The sequence below is a fragment of the Klebsiella sp. 18074 genome (assembly GCF_902705905.1).
Classification (GTDB): Bacteria; Pseudomonadota; Gammaproteobacteria; order Enterobacterales; family Enterobacteriaceae; genus Klebsiella; species Klebsiella terrigena.
Window position 1 is genome coordinate 1 of record NZ_CACSIS010000078.1, and the last position, 1,794, is coordinate 1,794.

The 1,794-nt window shown below is 61.2% G+C and carries 1 protein-coding gene; it reads left to right on the forward strand.

Annotated features, from left to right (window positions below; genetic code table 11):
* Positions 1-1,794, forward strand: a 1,794-nt coding sequence (gene tkt / locus GVK32_RS28555) for a transketolase (RefSeq protein WP_159883170.1), incomplete at both ends; no start/stop codon positions are given.

Sequence of the window (1,794 nt, forward strand, 5' to 3'; positions counted from 1 at the left end):
AACGCTATTCGTGCGCTGAGCATGGACGCGGTACAGAAAGCCAAATCCGGCCACCCGGGTGCCCCGATGGGTATGGCTGACATTGCCGAAGTCCTGTGGCGTGATTTCCTGAATCATAACCCGAACAACCCGGCCTGGGCCGATCGCGACCGTTTCGTGCTCTCCAACGGCCACGGCTCGATGCTGATTTACAGCCTGCTGCATCTCACCGGTTATGATCTGCCGATTGAAGAACTGAAAAACTTCCGTCAGCTGCACTCCAGAACCCCGGGCCACCCGGAAGTCGGCTACACCGCCGGCGTTGAAACCACCACCGGCCCGCTGGGCCAGGGGATTGCCAACGCGGTCGGGATGGCGATTGCCGAAAAAACGCTGGCGGCGCAGTTCAACCGTCCGGGCCACGATATCGTTGACCACTTCACCTATTCCTTCATGGGCGACGGCTGCATGATGGAAGGCATTTCTCACGAAGTGTGCTCCCTGGCCGGTACCCTGAAACTGGGCAAGCTGGTGGCGTTCTATGACGACAACGGCATCTCCATCGACGGTCATGTTGAAGGCTGGTTCACCGACGATACCGCTAAACGTTTCGAAGCCTACGGCTGGCACGTGGTGCGCGGCGTGGACGGCCATGACGCCGGGGCCATCAAACGCGCGGTAGAAGAAGCGCGCGCGGTGACCGACAAGCCGTCCCTGCTGATGTGCAAAACCATCATCGGCTTCGGTTCGCCGAACAAACAGGGTACTCACGACTCCCACGGCGCACCGCTGGGTGATGCGGAAATCGCGCTGACCCGCGAGGCCCTGGGCTGGACACACCCGGCGTTTGAAATCCCGTCTGATATCTACGCGCAGTGGGATGCCAAAGAAGCCGGTCAGGCTAAAGAAGCGGCGTGGAACGAGAAGTTTGCTGCTTATGCGAAAGCCTTCCCGCAGGAAGCCGCCGAGTATACCCGTCGTATGAAAGGCGAGATGCCGGCAGACTTCGACGCGAAAGCGAACGAGTTTATTGCGAAGCTGCAGGCTAACCCGGCGAAAATCGCCAGCCGTAAAGCGTCGCAGAATGCAATTGAAGCCTTCGGCCCGCTGCTGCCTGAATTCCTCGGCGGCTCGGCTGACCTGGCGCCCAGCAACCTGACCATCTGGTCCGGCTCGAAGGCGATTAACGAAGACACCGCCGGGAACTACATCCACTACGGCGTGCGTGAGTTCGGGATGACCGCGATTGCCAACGGTATCTCCCTGCACGGCGGTTTCCTGCCGTACACCTCCACCTTCCTGATGTTCGTGGAATATGCGCGTAACGCGGTACGTATGGCGGCGCTGATGAAACAGCGTCAGGTGATGGTCTACACCCACGACTCAATCGGTCTGGGCGAAGACGGCCCGACGCACCAGCCGGTCGAGCAGGTGGCTTCCCTGCGCGTGACGCCGAACATGAGCACATGGCGTCCGTGTGACCAGGTGGAATCGGCGATTGCGTGGAAATACGGCGTTGAGCGTCACGACGGCCCGACCGCACTGATCCTCTCCCGTCAGAACCTGGCGCAGCAGGAGCGTACCGAAGAGCAGCTGGCGAACGTTGCCCGCGGCGGCTACGTGCTGAAGGATTGTGCCGGGGAGCCGGAGCTGATCTTCATCGCCACCGGTTCAGAAGTTGAGCTGGCGGTTGCCGCGTGGGACCAGCTGTCAGCGGAAGGGGTGAAGGCGCGCGTGGTGTCCATGCCGTCCACCGACGCGTTCGACAAGCAGGATGCGGCGTACCGTGAATCGGTGCTGCCGAAAGCGGTTTCG